The sequence below is a fragment of the Stenotrophomonas sp. STM01 genome (assembly GCF_014852135.1).
Lineage (GTDB): Bacteria > Pseudomonadota > Gammaproteobacteria > Xanthomonadales > Xanthomonadaceae > Stenotrophomonas > Stenotrophomonas capsici.
In genome coordinates this window covers 74,406-91,384 of sequence record NZ_JACVBA010000002.1, presented here as the reverse complement: position 1 = coordinate 91,384, position 16,979 = coordinate 74,406, and the positions used below count along the sequence as shown (strand labels likewise).

The window sequence follows — 16,979 nt, the reverse complement described above, 5'->3', positions numbered from 1 at the left end:
TACAGCTGTCTGTGGTTCCGGCGGTGACGGGAGGGGAACTTTTTTGCTCCGCCTCCGCATGGACGCTAAAGTCGCAGCCTTGCGCGGGGCTGGGACGGCGGGGAGTGGCCGTTGCAGGGGCGCAAATGGACAGGCGAGGAGCAACGGACGTGTGATGAAGCGGTTCCTGGGAATTACCGGGCTGGCACTGCTGCTGTGGCTGGCCGTCGCGCCGGCGATGGCCGCGGTACTGGCCGAGACGCCGAACATGCGCCGGCTGGGGGTCGCCGAAGGCCTGCCATCGCGGATGGTGCTGGCCCTGGCGCAGGACCGCCAGGGATACGTCTGGGCGGCCACCGATGATGGCCTGGCCCGCTACGATGGCCACCAGCTGCGGGTCTGGCGCCAGGACCCCGACGATCCGGACTCGCTGCCCGGCAACGTGCTGGAGACACTGCTGATCGACCCGCAGGATCGGGTCTGGCTGGGTGCCAACGGCGCCGGGCTGATCATGCTCGATGGCCAGCGCAAGGCGTTCCAGCGTTTCCAGGCCGTCGAGGAACGCTGCACCGAACAGGTCTGGGCACTGGCCTCGGTGGAGGGCGAGATGTGGGTGGGCAGCTCCGGCACCGGCATCTGCCGGCTGCATGCCGATGGCCGCGTGACCCAGTACCGGCATGTTCCCGGTGACCCGCACAGCCTGCCCGACGACACCATCTATTCGCTGCTGCTCGGTAAGGACGGCGCGTTATGGATCGGCACTGCCGATGGCCTGGCCCGCCGCGCGCCGGGCAGCGAGCAGTTCACCCGCATCGTCGCGCCGCTGCTGGCCGGCAAGACCATCATCCGCATGAGCGCCGACCGTGACGGCGGGTTCTGGGCCGGCACCGAGAGCGGGCTGTTCCGCGTGCTGGACAATGGACTGGTGTTCCCCGCGCCGTGGCCGCAGGCCCAGCAGTCGCGGGCAGCGGTGCTGCTGCACGACCGCGACGGCGGGTACTGGATGGGAACCTCCAACGGCCTGTACCGCGGTGATGGCAAGCAGCTGACGCTGCTGGCCGGCGGGCGCGGCAGCGACTTCCTGACCGAGCACAGTGGCGTGCTGGACCTGCTGCAGGATCACGAAGGCGGTGTCTGGACGGCCCTGCTGACCCAGGGCCTGGCCTACCTGCGACCGGACTGGAAGCGCTTTTCCACCGTCTCGCGGCTGGACGGCAAACCGCTGGAAAGCCTGTACATGCGCAGCGGTGCGGCCGATGGCGACGGCTTCCTGGTCGGTGGCGCGCACGGGGTCTACCGGCTCGATGGCAGCGGGCAGCTGCAGCAGCTGGCCGACGAGGCGCGGTTGGGCGTCGGCGGGATCTGGTCGGTGTTGCGTGGCGCCGATGGACAGGTCTGGGCCGGGCGGGCCGGCAGTCTGGTGCTGTTCCGGCCCGAAGGCCAGGGGCGCCGGGTCGTGGACCTGGGCGTCGGCAGTGATCCGCAGTTCCGCGCCGACCTGATGCGCCGCGCCGCCGACGGCAGCGTGTGGTTGTCGATCATCGGATACGGACTGCAGCACCGCGCCGCGAACGGTGAGCTGTTGGCCACCTATCCGGCCGGCGCGTCGCCGGGCCTGCCCGACAAGCTGGTCGAGCAGTTGCTGATCGACCGCAACGGCACGGTGTGGCTGACCGGCGCGGCCGGCGTGCTGTACTTCGACGGCACCCGCTTCATCACGTTGCAGGGCGTGTCGCGGGGGGGCGTGTATGACATCGCCTTCGTCCCGGACGGAACGGTCTGGCTGGCGCGCGATGGCGCGCTGGAGCACTACCGCCGCGAAGGCGACCGCCTCGTGCTGCAGCAGCGGCTGGGCAATGCGGAGGGCGTGCCGGCGGTGATGATGGGCGGGCTGGTACTGGGGTGCTCCGGACAGCTGTGGGCCACCACCCCGCGCGGCCTGCTGCTGTGGCAGCCCGGGGCGCGGCGCGTGCGCCTGCTCGGCGGTGCCGATGGCCTGCCGGACGCGGAGTTCTCGCCACGCCCACCGGCGATGGGCGGTTGCGAGGCGGCGCTGGCGGTGCAGGCCAGCGGCCTGGTGGTATTCAACCCGGACCAGGTGGCGCAGCCGCTGCCGGCCTCCAAGCTGGTGATCGGTTCGGTGCATGTGCGCCGCGATGACGCGGTCAGCGAACAGGCGCTCAGCGGGGAGGTGATCCACCTGGGGGCCGGCGACCGTGACCTGCGCGTGCAGGCACGGCTGATGTCCTTCGCCGACCTGGCCAGCCACCGCTTCCGCTTCCGCGTGGAGGGCTACGACCAGAACTGGGTGGAGGTCAGTGCCGAAGGCGAGCGGGTGCTGTCGCGGCTGCCGCCCGGGCACTATCGCCTGGAGGTGCAGGGCGCGGCCGGCGGCAGCGGCTGGACGCCGGTGCAGGCCTTGACGGTGGAAGTGGCCTCGCCCTGGTGGCTCAGCGGTACGGCGATCGCCGCCTGGGTGGCGGTGCTGGCCCTGCTGGTCAGCGCGGCGCTGCTGGCCTACCGTCGCCGCGTGCGCCGGCGTAGTGCATGGCAACTGGCCCTGCACAAGCAGGAGCTGGCCGAACAGGCCTCCCTGGCCAAGACCCGCTTCCTGGCCACGCTGGGCCATGAGGTGCGCACGCCGATGACCGGCGTGCTGGGCATGAGCGAGCTGCTGCTGGACACCGACCTGGATCCCCGCCAGCGGCGCTATGCCGGTGCCATCCAGCAGGCCGGATCGCACCTGCTGCGGCTGCTCAACGACGCGTTGGACCTGGCCCGCGTCGAGTCGGGCAAGCTCGAGCTGGACAACCAGCCGTTCAATTTCAGCAAGGTGCTGGAGGAAGTAGTGGCGCTGATGGCGCCGATGGCCGAGCGGCGCGGCCTGGCGTTCGAGTACGCGCCGGGCTTCGACGGCACGGTCGAGGTGACCGGCGATGCCATGCGCCTGCGCCAGATCGTGATGAACCTGCTGAGCAACGCCATCAAGTTCACCGAGCAGGGCAAGGTGCGGCTGGAGGTGGTGTTGCTGCCGGACAACACCGGCCTGCGCCTGACCGTCAGCGACACCGGGCCGGGCATCAACGACGAGCAGCAGGCGCGCCTGTTCCAGCGCTTCGAGCAGGCCGATGGCTGGCGCACCGCCTCGCGCTACGGCGGCAGTGGCCTGGGGCTGGCGATCTGCCAGGAGCTGGCGGCGGCGATGGGGGGCAACATCCGTGTCAGCAGCCGCCTGGGCGAAGGGGCCAGCTTCCAGGTGGAGCTGCCGCTGCACTGGGTGCAGGGCGTGCAGGCCCCGCAGGAGGGCGACGCGGAGGCTGCGGCCGGCAGCGAGCCGCTGCGGATCCTGCTGGTGGAGGACGACCCGACCGTCGCCCAGGTCATCGCCGGCCTGCTACGCGCGCGCGGGCATACCGTGGTGCATGCGCCGCACGGCCTCGCCGCGCTGGGCGAAGTGGCCGAGCAGGCGTTCGACATCGGCCTGTTCGACCTGGACCTGCCCGCGCTCGATGGCATGGCGCTGGCCCGGCAGTTGCGTGCGTCCGGGCACCTGTTCCCGTTGATCGCGGTCACCGCGCGTTCGGATGGCCAGGCCGAGCAGTTGGCGGCGGCGGCGGGGATGGAAGGGTTCCTGCGCAAGCCGGTCACCGGCCAGCTGCTGGCGACCACCATCACGCAGGTGTTGTTACGCTCACGCGCCCAACGTGGTGGGGGACCGGCCCTGGCCGGGTTGCCGATGCACGAGGAATGACGGGAATGAAAGGGTGCGTACGCGCCGTGCTGCTGGCGCTGTCCGTGTGCCTGCTGGCGCCGGCCAATGCCGAGGTGCCGGCCACGCCGCAGCCGCGCCAGCTCACCGTGGCCGACGGGCTGCCGTCGAGCACCATCAATGCCTTCGCCGAGGATCGCACCGGTTACCTGTGGCTGGCCAGCCGCGATGGCCTGGCGCGCTACGACGGGCGCAGCTACCGCGTGTGGCGGGCCGAGGACGGCCTGCAGGACAACCAGGTCTGGAGCCTGCACGTCGACGCCGCCAACCGCCTGTGGATCGGCACGCAGAATGCCGGGCTGGTGATGCTGTCGGCGGACCGCCGCAGCTTCACCTTCTACAACCGGCGCACCCACCCGGAGATCGGCAGCAACACGATCTGGTCGATCGTCACCACCGCCGACGGCAGCACCTGGTTCGGTACCGCGACCGGCGGCCTGCACCGGCTCGATCCGGACGGGCACATCACCCGCTTCATGCCGATCGACGGTGACCCCAACAGCCTGCCGGCGGCGGCGGTGACCTACATGGCGGTGACGCCGGACGGCACCCTGTGGGTCGGCACCAAGGGCGGGCTGGCGCGCTGGACCGGGCATGACTTCGAGCAGGTGGGGGAGTCGGTACTGCCGTCCGAGCGCATCAATGGCCTGAAGGTGGACCGCGAGGGCCGGCTCTGGATCGCCACCAACCTCGGGCTGGTGGTGCGCACCGCCGACGGGCGGTTCCAGCGTTCGGTCTGGCCCGGCATGCAGGCCGGCGACGTGCTCAACATGCTGCAGTACTCCAGCGACGGCGATTACTGGCTCGACACGCTGGCCGGGCTGGGGCGTTTCCGCGCCGGCCGCGTGCACAACGTGGGCCTGTACAGCATGCAGGAGCGCGGCATGGTGCGGCCGAACTGGTCCAGCGCCTACGAGGACCGCGAAGGCGGCCTGTGGTTCGCCAGCACCAACGCCGGGCTCTGGCACCTGCCGCCGAGCTGGCGCCAGTTCTCGGTGCTGTCGCGGCACCTGGACGACCCGGCCTCGCTGCGCAACCCCAACCCGCTGGCATTGGCACCGTCGGCTTCCGGCGGCATCTGGGTGGTGGGCACGCGCGGCGCGCTGGACCGCCTGGATCCGGCCACCGGCGAGGTCGAGCAGCACCTGGAAAAGATCAGCGGCATGAACTGGCCGCAGTCGTTGACCGAAGACAACAAGGGCCGGGTCTGGATCGGCAGCCTGGACGAACTGATCCGCTATACCCCGGCCAGCCACGAGGTGCGCCGCTGGCAGGCCGGCGATGCGTCGGATGCGGCGATGACCGGTGATGCGGACATCGTGCGGCAGTGCGCGGGCGGGCGGATCTGGGTGTATTCCGAGGACGGCGGCATCCAGCAGCGCGACGGGGACGGCCACGTGCTGCTGCAGATGCAGCCGGGCACGCACGGGTTGCCGCCGGCGATCGTGGAGGACATGTACTGTGGCCCCGGCGACGACCTGTGGCTGGCCACCGGTGCCGGCTTGTTGACCTGGCAGACGGCGCAGCAGCAGTTCGTGCAGGTGCCCGGCGCCCCCACCGACCGCATTTCCAGCTTCAACCTGACCGACAGCGGTGTGGCCTGGCTCGCCGGCCTGGGGCGGATGGACCGTTACCTGTGGGATGGCCGGCGCATGACCCTGCTCGATTCGGTCGGCCCGGCGCAGGGCTACCCGATGCTCGGCGCGCACGGGTTGGTGGTCGATCCGCAGGGCGTGGCGTGGGCGACCAGCGCACGCGGCCTGATCCGCATCGACCCGGCCAGCCGCTCGGTGCGCATGTATGGCGTGCACGATGGCCTGCCCAGCCAGGAGTTCCGGCGCCGCACGCTGGTGCAGGCGCGCGGTGGACAGATCGCCGGCGGCACGCCGGATGGCGTGGTGTTGTTCGACCCGCAACGCGTGCGCCTGTCGGCGCGCCAATCGCCGCTGGTCATCGAGCGGGTGAGCGTGCGTCGCGCCGAGCAGGAACAGGACCTGACCCACCAGACCCCGCTGCAGATCCTGCCCGGCGACCGCGACCTGCGGGTGTCGGCGCGGCTGCTGTCCTTCGCCGATTCGGCGATCAACCTGTACCGTTTCCGGCTGGAAGGCTATGACCCGGACTGGGTGGAAGTGGGCGCATCGGGCGACCGGGTGTTCCCGCGCTTGCCGCCGGGCAGCTATCGGCTGCAGGTGCAGGCGGCGACCTCGGACAACGTCTGGTCGACGGTGCAGACGCTGTCCTTCCACGTGCAGCCGCCGTGGTGGCGCAGCACCGGTGGCCTGGCCGGCCTGATCGTGCTGGGCGTCGCGCTGCTGTTGCTGGGCGCCTGGTTGTACCGGCGCCGGCTGGCGCGGCGCCACGAATGGCAACTGGCCAAGCACAAGCAGGAACTGGCCGAACAGGCCTCGCTGGCCAAGACCCGCTTCCTGGCCACGCTTGGCCACGAGGTGCGCACGCCGATGACCGGCGTGCTGGGCATGAGCGAACTGCTGCTGGCCTCGGAGCTGGACGACCGGCAACGCGGCTACACGCAGTCGATCCGCCGTGCCGGCGAGCACCTGCTGCGGCTGGTCAATGACGCGCTGGACCTGGCGCGCATCGAGGCCGGGCGGCTGGAGCTGCAGGTCCAGCCGCTGGACCTGCAGCAACTGCTGGACGACGTGCGCGGGCTGATGGAGCCGCTGGCGCAGCGGCGTGGGCTGGCGTTCTCGCTGCACAGCGAGGCCAATGCGCGCACGCGGGTGACCGGTGACGTGCTGCGCCTGCGCCAGATCCTGCTGAACCTGCTGGGCAATGCGATCAAGTTCACCAGCGATGGGCAGGTGCGCCTGCGGGTGGAGATGGGCGAGGGTGGCAGCGGCATCTGCTTCGATGTCTGCGATACCGGGCCGGGCATCAATCCGGAACAGCGCAAGCGCCTGTTCCGCCGCTTCGAGCAGGCCGACGGCGCGCGTACCGCGGCCCGTTATGGTGGCAGCGGCCTGGGCCTGGCGATCTGCCACGAACTGGCGGTGGCCATGGGCGGCACCATCGAGGTGGAAAGCACGCCCGGGACCGGCAGCTGCTTCAGCGTGCGCCTGCCACTGGCCTGGGAGGTGGTGCCGGAGACGGCGGCCGACGGTGTCGGCGTGTCGTCGTGGAAGTCACTGCCGCCGTTGCATGTCCTGCTGGTGGAGGACGACCCCACCATCGCCGCGGTGATCCGTGGCCTGCTCGAAGTGCATGGGCACGGCGTGGTGCATGCCGCGCATGGGCTGGCCGCGCTGGCCGAGGTGTCCAATGCGCGCTTCGACGTGGCCCTGCTGGACCTGGACCTGCCCGGCATCGACGGCTTCGGGCTGGCCTTGCAACTGCGCACGATGGGTTACGAGATGCCGTTGATCGCGGTGACCGCGCGTTCGGATGCCGAAGCCGAGCCGCAGGCACGCAAGTCCGGCTTCGATGATTTCCTGCGCAAACCGGTGACCGCGCAGATGCTGCTGGAAGCCATCGCCGGGGTGCTGGACGCACACCAGCGCCGTGCGCAGGGGCTGGCCCCGCGCGGCTGAGCTCCGGCAAGCCGGGACCGGGATCGTGCGCGGGGCCACGCATGCTGCTCCCGGGGACGCGCCACTGCATGCGGCGCGCTCGCGTGCGCGGTTACTCGGCGACTTCCTCGACCGCCTTGGGATGCGGGCGGTTTTCCGGCAACTGCCAGAACACCAGCGTGGAGCTGAGCGTGATCGCGCCGACGCAGATGAAGGTGGCGTGCAGCGCGGCGGTCGCGCCGTGGCCTACCAGGTGCGTGCCGAAGGTGGCCAGCAGGCTGCCGGCGGTGGCCGCGCCGAAGCCGGTGGCCAGCATCATCACCATCGACAGCAGGCTGTTGCCGCTGCTGGCCTGCTCCATGTCCAGGTCACGCAGGGTCACGGTGTTCATCACGGTGAACTGCATCGAGTTCACCGCGCCGAAGGCGGTCAGCAGCACCAGCTGCACCCACACCGGCTGGCCCCCGTCGATCAGCGCGAAGCCGGCCATCGCCACGCCCACGCAGACGGTGTTGATCATCAGGATGCGGCGATAACCGAAGCGCTGCACCAGTGACACCGCCGCGCGCTTGGCAGCCATGCCGGCCAGCGCCACAGGGATCATCATCATGCCCGCCCGCATCGGGCTCATGCCCAGGCCGACCTGCAGCAACAAGGGGATCAACAGCGGCATCGCCCCGCTGCCGATCCGTGAGAACAGGTTGCCGAGGATGCCGATGCGGAAGCTGGTCACATGGAACAGCGTCAGCGGGAACAAGGCATCACGGCTGTTGGCCGCATGCAGCCAGTAGCCGGCCAGTGCGGCGATGCCGATCACCGCCAGCAGGATCACCAGTGCATGCGCCGAGCCCAGCCCGGAGACGCCGTCCAGTGCCAGCGACAAGGCGACCATGCCGAAGGCCAGCATCAGGTAGCCGGCCAGGTCGAAGCGGTGCTTCTGCTGTCCGTAATGGTCGGGCATGATCCGCAGCGCAGCGACCAGCCCGATCAGGCCGATCGGCAGGTTGATCAGGAAGATCCAGTGCCATGACGCCACTTCCACCATCCAGCCGCCCAGCGTCGGGCCCAGCAGCGGGCCGATCAGCGCGGGGATGGCGATGAAGCTCATCGCCGACAGGAATTGTGCGCGCGGCACGGTGCGCATCACCGCCAGCCGCCCCACCGGCAGCAGCATCGCCCCGCCGATGCCCTGCAGCACGCGCGCGGCCACCAGCCATTGCAGGCTGGGTGACAGCGCGCAGGCCAGCGAGCCCAGGGTGAACAGGATGATCGCCGTCATGAAGGTGCGGCGGGTGCCGAAGCGGTCGGCGATCCAGCCCGAGGCCGGGATGAACGTGGCCACCGCCAGCGCGTAGCTGAACACCACTGACTGCATCTGCAGCGGGCTTTCGCCCAGGCTGCGGGCCATCGCCGGCAATGCGGTGTTGACGATGGTCGAGTCCAGCATCTGCATGAAGATGGCCAGCGACACCAGCCACAGCAGCGGCTTGTGGGCGTTGCCGGCGGGCAGCGGGCTGGAAACGGCGTTGGACATCAGGACGGCTCGCGGGGGCAGGTCGTCATTGTCGCTCCTGGCGCGTGCAGGTCACGCGCAGATCGCGCCTGGCCCTCAATCACCGCCGCCGTAGCTGTACAGCGAATGGGCCGGGTTGTCCGGGTCGGCGGCCAGGGTGGCGGTGGTGTTGAGCTCGCCCAGGGTCAGCCTCCAGGTGCCGTCATCCGCTTCCATGGTGCAGGTCGGCACCGCGCTGGGATTGATCCTGTGGGTGGGCTCGCAGTCTTTCTCGATCCGCGGGCGCAAGGTCTGCAGCAGCTGTTGCAGCGGGGCATCGATGACGTAGGTCCGCAGGATGTGCATTTCGCCGGCATCCTCGTCGTAGCGCAGCACCGGCAGGTCCAGCAGCGTCACCGCACCCGGTTTGAAGGCCGCGCTGGCCGCATAGGACAGGTAGCCGCTGCCGTCGTCGTAGGCCTCGCGCGTGCACGAGGTGAGCGAGAGCTTAGCGATCACCGCCGACCAGCGTGGGGACAGCTCGTCCTGCTTGACCAGCCGGAGCTGGTCGCAGCGTTGCGGGAAGTCGCCCATCCCGGTGCTGAAGATCGCCAGTTGGGTGAGGTTCTCATTCGAGGCCAGGCTCGGGAAATCCTCGGGCTGGATCTTCAATGCGTTGCTGGCGGCGCCGGCCACGGCCGGCATGGCGGTCGGTGCCGGTGCCGGCGTGACATCGGCCGAACAGGCGGCCAATGCGCACGACAGCGGCGCGCACCACAGGATCGGGCGGGGCAGGGGCATGGCGTTCCTCCTTGAAACGGTCCGGGGCCGGCCAGGCCGGCCGCCGGGATCAGCGGCGGCTCAACCGGTGCACGGCGTCCACCAGCACCGCGACGTGGTCCGGGTTCATGTCCGGCGACATGCCATGGCCGAGGTTGAACACATGGCCCTCGCGCGAGCCGCCGTTGCCAGCGGCGTAGCTGTCCAGCACCTTGCCCACTTCCCGGGTGATCGCCTCGGGCGAGCCGTACAGGGTGGCCGGGTCCAGGTTGCCCTGCAGCGCGACCTTGCCGCCGGCCGCACGCACCGCGTCCTCCAGGCTGATGGTCCAGTCCACGCCGACGCCGTCGGTGCCGGTGGCGGCCAGTTCGGCCACGTACTGGCCGGTGCCCTTGCCGAACAGGATCAGCGGGGTGCGCTCGGCGCCTTCGCCACGCGGCAGTTCGGCGGCGATGCGCGAGAGGTAGCGCAGCGAGAACTCACGGTACATGGCCGGGCCGAGCACGCCGCCCCAGGTGTCGAACACCTGCAGCGCCTGCGCGCCGGCCGCGCGCTGCGCCGACAGATAGGCGATGACCGCGTCGGTCGCCACGCCCAGCAACTGATGCAGGGCCTTGGGCTCGTTCAGCGCCATCGCCTTGATGCGCGCGTAGTCCTTGCTGCCACCGCCCTCGATCATGTAGCAGGCCAGCGTCCACGGGCTGCCGGAGAAGCCGATCAACGGCACCTTGCCGTCCAGCTCGCGGCGGATCAGGCGCACCGCGTCCATCACGTAGCCCAGCTCGGTCTCCATGTCCGGCACCGCCAGCCTGGCGATGGCGGCGGCGTCACGCACCGGGTCCTTGAACTTGGGGCCTTCGCCATCGGCGAAGTACAGGCCCAGGCCCATCGCGTCGGGCACGGTGAGGATGTCCGAGAACAGGATGGCCGCGTCCAGGTCGAAGCGCTCCAGCGGCTGCAGGGTGACTTCGCAGGCGACTTCGGGGTTCTTGGCCATGCCCAGGAAGCTGCCGGCGCGGGCGCGGGTGGCGCGGTACTCCGGCAGGTAGCGGCCGGCCTGGCGCATCAGCCAGACGGGGGTGCAATCCACCGGTTCGCGGCGCAGGGCGCGCAGGAAGCGGTCGTTGCGGAGGGGGCTGGTCACGGTGGAGCTCCTTGGCAGTGGGCGGCGCGGGCGCATCGCGCCCTGCAGGGTCCGCTCAGGGTTGTGGCAGGCCGCTGGTGAACATCACCTGGAAGCCGCGCTTGATCTGTGCGTCGCGTGCCTTCTCGAAGGCGTCGCGGGCTTCGTCGTGCTGCAGGAACAGTTCGCGGCGAAGCTGCACGCGGCCTCCGGTCTGGCCGCTCTCGCGCAGCAGCTCCCAGCCGCCGAGCAGGTCCGGCACCAGGGTGAGCTGTACGTAACGGGGGGCTTCTTTGCCGCTGGGCGGCTGTTGCAGTAGGACGCGCATGGCGGCGATTGTAGCCGTTGCGCGGGATTTGGGCCGCTTTCCGGCGGCATGCCCCGGCATCGCCACGGCGTGTGCTGGTCTTCCGTCCCCATGGCCGCAGGCCAAGGGGACGGGGAAGGCGCGGGCGCCTCAGCCCTGGCGCAACACCGCCAGCACCGCGGCCTCGTCCACGTCGGCCACGACCTCGGCCTTGCCGATGCCACGCCACAACACCAGGCGCAGGCGCCCGGCGATGTTCTTCTTGTCCAAGCGCATGTGCGCGAGCAGGCCCTCCGGTTCCAGCCCGGCCGGGATCCGCACCGGCAGGCCATAGGCCAGCAGCAGCTCGCGCAGGGTGTCGGTGTCGGCCGCATCGGCCATGCCCAGCGCGGCGGACAGGCGCGCGGCCAGCACCATGCCCACCGCCACGGCCTCGCCGTGGTTGAGGCTGTCATTGCCCGGTGCGCCGTAACCCTGCGCCGTCTCGATGGCGTGGCCGAAGGTGTGGCCCAGGTTGAGCAGCGCACGCTCGCCCTTCTCCAGCGGGTCGCGTTCGACGATCTCGGCCTTGTGCTCGCAACTGCGGGCGATGGCCTGGGCCAGCGCGGCATCGTCGCCGGCCAGCAGCGCGGCACGTTCGGCCTGCAGCCACTGGAAGAACAGCGGGTCACGGATGGCGCCGTACTTGATTACCTCGGCCAGCCCGGCGCGCAGCTCGCGCACCGGCAGGCTGCGCAGGGCGGCGGTGTCGGCGATGACCGCGCGCGGCGGATGGAAGGCGCCGACCAGGTTCTTGCCCTGCGGAATGTCCACGGCGGTCTTGCCACCGACCGAGGAGTCCACCATCGCCAGCAGCGTGGTGGGCAGCTGCACGCAGTCCACGCCCCGCATCCAGCACGCCGCGGCGAAGCCGGCCAGGTCGCCGACCACGCCACCGCCCAGTGCCAGCACGCAGGCATCGCGGGTGGCGCCCAGCGCCGCCAGCGCGGCGATCGCACCGGCGAAGTTGTCCAGGGTCTTGGACGCTTCGCCGGCCGGGATCACGTACTGGCCGATCTTCAGCTCGGGGCGGGTCGTCTGCAGGGCATCGCGGACGCGTGCCAGGTACAGCGGGGCCACGGCGTCGTCGCTGGCCAGCAACACGTGGCGTCCGCGGATGGCCGCGCCCAGCAGGCTGGCGTCGGACAGCAGGCCGGGGCCGATGTGGATCTGGTACGGGAGTTCGCCGCCAACGGCGACGGTACGGGGGGAAGCGGTCATGCGGTGGGTTCCGAGATCTGCCATTGGCTGGCAAGCCGTACCACCAGTTGGGCGGTGGCTTCGGCGGAGGTGTAGAGGTCGGTGTCGATGATCAGGTCGGCCAGGTCGCGGTACAGCGGGTCGCGCAACGCGGCCATGTCGGCCAGCACCTGTTCGCGGTCGGGACGTTGCAGCAGCGGGCGGGTCTTGTCCTTCTGCAGGCGCTGCAGCTGCGACTGCACGCTGACCCGCAGGTAGACCACGAAGCCGCGCTGGCGGATGCGCTGGCGGTTGTCGGCATCCAGCACCGAGCCCCCGCCGGTGGACACCAGTTGGCCGTTGCCCTGCAGCAGGTCGTTCAGTACCCGCTTCTCGTGGGCACGGAAGCCGGCCTCGCCGAGGTTCTCGAAGATGGCCGGGATGCTGGTGCCCACGTCATCGACGATGGCCTGGTCGGCATCGATGAAGGCCAGCCCGAAGCGCTCGGCCACGCGGCGGCCGATGCAGGTTTTTCCGGCGCCCATGGGGCCGATCAGGATGAGATTGGGGGCGGGATTCATCGTAGGGCGATGCTAGCACCTCGTGTCAGTGCCTTAACACGGTAGCAGCCAAGCTCGCGGACTCCACGAATGGTTCGTGGTGCAACCAAGGAGTCGGACATGAGTGTGGCGAAGATCATCGAAGTCAGCGCGTCGTCCAAGACCAGCGTCGAGGACGCCGTGCGCACCGGGTTGAAGAAGGTGGCCGAGACCGTCAAGGGCATCCAGGGCGCGTGGATCAACGAAACCAAGGTGGTCACCGACGGCCAGGGCAACATCACCGAATGGCGGGTCAACCTGCGGGTGACCTTCCTGGTGCAGTAAGCCGCCCCTACAACGGACGGCGTTGCGCATCCAGCGGGATGACCCGGTCGGCGAGCGTCGGCAGGGTGCGCAGCGCCTGCCGGCTGATGCGCTCGTAGAACTGCACGAAACGTTCCACCTGCGCCCGACTCATGCTGGTGCGCCCCGGCGAGGCCTGCTGCAGTGCCTGCTCCTGCTGCCAGCGCCAGTGCGGGACCACCGAAAAGCCCGGCGGCTGCAGGAACCACAACCGGTCAAAGCGCTGCCACAGAGCGGGGTAGTCGTCCGCCAGCGCCTGGTTGCACCAGCGCCGCCAGATACCGTCGCCATCGGCTTCGCGCTCGAGCGCGTTCAACGGTGCCTGCAGTGCGGCGTCCAGCTCGGCCGGTGTGCCCAGGAACCAGCCCTCGAACACCAGCAGGTCCAGTGGCGTGTCCTGCACCTGCCATTGCGCTTCGGGCACCCGTTCGTCGGCCAGCTTGTCGAAGCGGGGCAGGGCGAAAGCCCGGCCCGCCTTGGCCGCATCCAGGGTGGACAGCGCCAGCGGCAGGTCATGCGTGCCCGGCGGGCCGCGCGTGGCCAGCAACGGGTGGATGCGGTCGGCCAGGCGCTGGCGCTGGGCGCGGGTGAGGTAGGTGTCGTCGATGGACAATGCCGCGGCCTGCAGCCCACGCGCGCGGGCCAGCTCGACCACCTGCGCGGCCAGGGTGGACTTGCCGCTGCCCTGCACGCCACTGATGGCCAGCACCGGCGTGCGCGCGCCACTGGCCAATGCATCGTCGAGCGCCTGTTCGACCAGCGCCTGCGCGAAGCGTCGTGGGGAAAAACTGTGCGGAACGGGGGACATGCCGCCACAATAGCTCAAACCCCTGCCGTACGAAGCCGCTCATGACCGATCTTTACGCCGAAGCACTTACGACTTTCGCCGCATTGTTTGACGAGGCAAAAGCCGGTGCCGAAATCGATGCCACCGCGATGACGGTGGCCACCGCCGACATCCACGGCCGTCCCTCGGCACGCACGGTGCTGCTGAAGGCCTTCGACGAGCGCGGCTTCGTGTTCTACACGCACCTGGACAGCCGCAAGGGCCGCGAGCTGCACGAGAACCGCGCGCTGGCGTTGCTGTTCCTGTGGCGCAGCCTGCGCGAGGCCGGCATCCAGGTGCGGATCGAAGGCGACGCGCAGCTGGTCGCGCCGGCCGAGGCTGATGCGTACTTCGCCTCGCGCCCGCGCATGAGCCAGATCGGCGCGTGGGCCTCGGTGCAGTCGCAGCCGCTGGCCTCGCGCGAGGCGTTCGAGCAACGCCTGGCCCGGTTCGAGGCCCAGTTCGAAGGGCGGGACGTGCCGCGCCCGGACGGCTGGAGTGGCATCCGCGTGGTGCCGCAGCGCATCGAGTTCTGGTACGGCGCCGACTTCCGCCTGCATGAGCGCTGGTGCTACGAGGCCGATGCGGCCGGGCAGTGGAGCAAGCGGATGCTGTTCCCTTGAGTTGCGGTGGCTGACGATGGCGGGGCAATGATGAAGCTGCATCCGGTCTACCGCATCACCGTGTTCGTGCCGCCCGCGCACCTGGAGGCGTTGAAGGCCGGCATCCTGTCCGTGGACCCGCTGGCCGCCGGCGGCTACGCGGCCGGCATGTGGGAATCGGCGCCGGGCCGGGAACAGTTCCGCGTGCTGGACGGCACGGCCAGCGCATCCGGCCGGCCTGGCGAACTGGTACGCGAGCCCAGCGTGCGGCTGGAGTTCTGCATCCCGCGCGATCCCAGGCGGCTGCAACGCCTGCTGACGCAGGGCATTGCCGCCCATCATCCCTGGAACACCCCGGCGGTGTTCGTCGATAGCACGGAGTTCGCAAGCCCATGATTGGCCCGCGTCGCATCGTCTGCCTCACCGAGGAGCCGACCGAAACCCTGTACGCGCTGGGTGAGCAGGAGCGCATCGTCGGCATCAGCGGCTTCACCGTGCGGCCACCGCAAGCACGGCGCGACAAGCCCAAGGTCAGTGCCTTCACCAGCGCCAAGGTGGAGGAGATCCTCAAGCTCAAGCCGGACCTGGCGATCGGTTTCTCCGACATCCAGGCCGATATCGCTGCCGAATTGATCCGGCATGGCGTGGAGGTATGGATCGCCAACCACCGCAGCGTGGCCGGCATCCTCGATTACATCCGCCGGCTCGGTGGGCTGGTGGGCGTGGCCGCGCGAGCCAATGCCTATGCCGACAGCCTGCAGCGCGGGCTGGATGACATCGCCGCGCAGGCCGCGCGGTTGCCGCAGCGGCCGCGCGTGTACGTGGAGGAGTGGGACGAGCCGATCATCACCGGCATCCAGTGGGGCGCCGAACTGGTGACCATCGCCGGCGGCGACGATGTGTTCCCCGAGTTGTCGCGCGAGCCGCTGGCCAGGGGGCGGATCCTGGCCAACGGTGATCCGGTGATCGCGCGCAACCCGGACATCATCATCGGCTCGTGGTGCGGCAAGAAGTTCCGCCCCGAGCGGGTCGCCGCACGTCCGGGCTGGGCCGCGATCAACGCCGTGCGTGATGGCCAGCTGCACGAGATCAAGTCGCCGCTGATCCTGCAGCCGGGCCCTGCAGCGTTGACCGATGGCGTGCAGGCCATCGCGGCGATCATCCAGGCTTGGAGTCGTCGGTAGGAGCAGCCTCGGCCGTGCCTACGCGGGCTTGCCGGGGACCACGCCGGTGTAACGCGCGCGTGGCCGGATCAGCGTGCCCAGCGCCTGCTGCTCCAGGGCGTGCGCCAGCCAGCCGGCCAGCCGGGCGGTGGCGAACATCACCAGCGCGTGCGCGCCGGGCAGGCCATAGGCGTAGCAGATCGCCGCCAGCAGGCCGTCGATGTTGGGGTGCTGGCCACTGTGCTCCTCGGTGGCCGCCAGCACGCTCTCGATGTGCTGCATCGCCGGCGTGCCACCGCGCAATCCACGCAGCACGCGCAGGACTTCGGCACCGCGCGGGTCGCCCTGCGGGTACAGCACATGGTTGAACCCCGGCAGGTCGTCGCCGCGCCGCCAGCGACCGGCAATGAACTCCGCCGCCGCGCCGCTGGCCTGTGCATCCAGCAACAGCGCATGCGCGCGTGCGGTGGCACCGCCATGGCGCGGCCCGGACATCGCGGCCAGGCCGGCGCACACGGTGGCGTGCAGGTGCGCGCCGGTGGAGGCCACCACGCGCGCAGCAAAGGCCGACACGTTGAGCTCATGGTCGGCGCACACCACCAATGCGGTGCGTACCACCTCGGCAAAACCCTCGTCCCCGGCGCACCAGCTGTCGGCCAGCAGGCGATGCACCGGGCGCGCATCCGGCTGCACGCCGACCAGCAGCGCGGCGTTCTGGCGCAACAGTGCCGCGGCTACCTCGCGGCGCACCGGTGCGGCGGCGTTGAGCGACTGACGCTGTCCCAATGCCAGCAACGGCAGGCAGGCCATGGCCCGCTCCAGCGGTGGAAGTGATCCGTCCAGCGCCAGCGGGGCAATCCGCTCCGGCCAATGCGGTGGCGGCTGGGGCGTGAAGGGGTCCAGTTCCTCGCAGTCCCACAGCAGCCGCGCGGTGTCTTCCAGGGTCGCCCCGTCCTGCGCCGCCGCGACCGCCGAGCGGCCGCGGTAATAGGGCGAATCCGGCTGGATCAGCGAGATGCCGGTTTCCAAGACCGGCAGGCCACGGTCCAGGCTCTGCGCTGCCCCCCGCGCCGCGCCACGGCCGGCTCGCTTGCGCTGTGCCAGCCGCTCGACCTCGGCGCGCAGGTACACCCGGCTGCGCTGGTCCGCGCCCGGTCGCGAGCTGAGCTGGCCACGGCTGACATAGGCGTACAGCGTGGCCGGGCTGATCCCGAGCAGGCTGCAGACATCGCTGGCGGACAGCAGGTCGTTCTCGGCGTTATCGGTCATGCGCATTCAATAGGTTGAT

14 protein-coding genes are annotated in these 16,979 nt (G+C 70.2%); 6 read left to right on the top strand and 8 right to left on the bottom strand.

Going from position 1 to position 16,979, the window contains the following annotated elements:
- The first annotated feature begins 154 nt into the window (after nt 1-154).
- On the top strand, nt 155-3,730 hold the full coding sequence (locus IB227_RS10450) for an ATP-binding protein (protein WP_192287381.1): 3,576 nt from the start codon (nt 155-157) through the stop codon (nt 3,728-3,730).
- Between the two features lie 5 nt (nt 3,731-3,735).
- Complete coding sequence (locus tag IB227_RS10445; RefSeq protein ID WP_192287380.1) at nt 3,736-7,299, top strand: ATP-binding protein; 3,564 nt, start codon at nt 3,736-3,738, stop codon at nt 7,297-7,299.
- A 91-nt stretch (nt 7,300-7,390) separates the two neighbouring features.
- Here IB227_RS10445 and mdtD read toward each other — a convergent pair whose 3' ends face one another.
- The 6 genes from mdtD to IB227_RS10415 all read right to left on the bottom strand — a co-directional run bounded on the left by mdtD (nt 7,391) and on the right by IB227_RS10415 (nt 12,779).
- Nucleotides 7,391-8,812, bottom strand: coding sequence for a multidrug transporter subunit MdtD (mdtD, locus tag IB227_RS10440; RefSeq protein ID WP_192287379.1), 1,422 nt, complete (start codon nt 8,810-8,812; stop codon nt 7,391-7,393).
- 75 nt (nt 8,813-8,887) lie between these two features.
- Entirely contained in the window at nt 8,888-9,571 is a 684-nt protein-coding gene (locus IB227_RS10435) for a hypothetical protein (RefSeq protein WP_192287378.1), read from the bottom strand.
- 49 nt (nt 9,572-9,620) lie between these two features.
- Entirely contained in the window at nt 9,621-10,730 is a 1,110-nt protein-coding gene (hemE, locus tag IB227_RS10430) for a uroporphyrinogen decarboxylase (RefSeq protein ID WP_192287377.1), read from the bottom strand.
- 19 nt (nt 10,731-10,749) lie between these two features.
- Nucleotides 10,750-11,001: a WGR domain-containing protein gene (locus IB227_RS10425; RefSeq protein WP_132865249.1), complete on the bottom strand. Its 252-nt coding sequence runs from the start codon at nt 10,999-11,001 to the stop codon at nt 10,750-10,752.
- A gap of 129 nt (nt 11,002-11,130) precedes the next feature.
- On the bottom strand, nt 11,131-12,240 hold the full coding sequence (gene aroB / locus IB227_RS10420) for a 3-dehydroquinate synthase (protein ID WP_192287376.1): 1,110 nt from the start codon (nt 12,238-12,240) through the stop codon (nt 11,131-11,133).
- Nucleotides 12,237-12,779 carry a shikimate kinase gene (locus IB227_RS10415; RefSeq protein WP_132865247.1) on the bottom strand — a complete coding sequence of 181 codons (543 nt, stop codon included), beginning with the start codon at nt 12,777-12,779 and terminating at the stop codon, nt 12,237-12,239. The genes aroB and IB227_RS10415 overlap by 4 nt, the downstream gene beginning before the upstream one ends.
- A gap of 99 nt (nt 12,780-12,878) precedes the next feature.
- Here IB227_RS10415 and IB227_RS10410 point away from each other — a divergent pair, with 99 nt between their 5' ends.
- The gene (locus IB227_RS10410) at nt 12,879-13,082 is read left to right on the top strand and encodes a dodecin family protein (RefSeq protein WP_132865246.1); all 204 of its coding nucleotides are present in this window, start codon (nt 12,879-12,881) and stop codon (nt 13,080-13,082) included.
- Nucleotides 13,083-13,089: 7 nt separating this feature from the next.
- Here the strand turns inward: IB227_RS10410 and IB227_RS10405 are convergent, their stop codons facing one another.
- A complete protein-coding gene (locus IB227_RS10405; protein WP_192287375.1) occupies nt 13,090-13,908 on the bottom strand; it encodes a kinase in 819 nt (272 codons plus the stop codon).
- A 41-nt stretch (nt 13,909-13,949) separates the two neighbouring features.
- Between IB227_RS10405 and pdxH the strand changes: the two genes are divergently transcribed.
- The 3 genes from pdxH to IB227_RS10390 are packed head-to-tail and all read left to right on the top strand — an operon-like array spanning nt 13,950 to nt 15,712.
- A complete protein-coding gene (pdxH, locus tag IB227_RS10400) occupies nt 13,950-14,549 on the top strand; it encodes a pyridoxamine 5'-phosphate oxidase (protein ID WP_192287374.1) in 600 nt (199 codons plus the stop codon).
- 30 nt (nt 14,550-14,579) lie between these two features.
- The gene (locus IB227_RS10395) at nt 14,580-14,924 is read left to right on the top strand and encodes a hypothetical protein (protein ID WP_192287373.1); all 345 of its coding nucleotides are present in this window, start codon (nt 14,580-14,582) and stop codon (nt 14,922-14,924) included.
- The gene (locus tag IB227_RS10390) at nt 14,924-15,712 is read left to right on the top strand and encodes a cobalamin-binding protein (RefSeq protein ID WP_192287908.1); all 789 of its coding nucleotides are present in this window, start codon (nt 14,924-14,926) and stop codon (nt 15,710-15,712) included. The genes IB227_RS10395 and IB227_RS10390 overlap by 1 nt, the downstream gene beginning before the upstream one ends.
- 18 nt (nt 15,713-15,730) lie before the next feature.
- Here the strand turns inward: IB227_RS10390 and IB227_RS10385 are convergent, their stop codons facing one another.
- On the bottom strand, nt 15,731-16,960 hold the full coding sequence (locus IB227_RS10385; protein ID WP_192287372.1) for a citrate synthase family protein: 1,230 nt from the start codon (nt 16,958-16,960) through the stop codon (nt 15,731-15,733).
- Between the last annotated feature and the right edge of the window lie 19 nt (nt 16,961-16,979).